1 tRNA gene and 1 rRNA gene are annotated in these 206 nt (G+C 51.0%); both read right to left on the bottom strand.

The window, feature by feature from the left end:
- Window positions 1-5 precede the first annotated feature (5 nt).
- Window positions 6-81, bottom strand: a tRNA-Glu gene (locus IQQ51_RS27995).
- Window positions 82-146: 65 nt separating this feature from the next.
- A 16S ribosomal RNA gene (locus IQQ51_RS28000) occupies window positions 147-206 on the bottom strand; the annotation flags it as partial.

Consider the following 206-nt stretch of genomic DNA (forward strand, 5'->3'; position numbering starts at 1 on the left):
AAAGATGGTATCCCGTAGGGGAGTCGAACCCCTGTTACCGCCGTGAAAGGGCGGTGTCCTAGGCCTCTAGACGAACGGGACATAGGTTACTCTTAACTGTTTAAACATATCAATCTGTGTGGGTACTCATCGTGCATATCTTCGTATAAGGAGGTGATCCAGCCCCAGGTTCCCCTAGGGCTACCTTGTTACGACTTCACCCCAGT

This window comes from Vibrio sp. OPT18, from assembly GCF_015163615.1.
GTDB classification, from domain to species: Bacteria; Pseudomonadota; Gammaproteobacteria; order Enterobacterales; family Vibrionaceae; genus Vibrio; species Vibrio coralliirubri.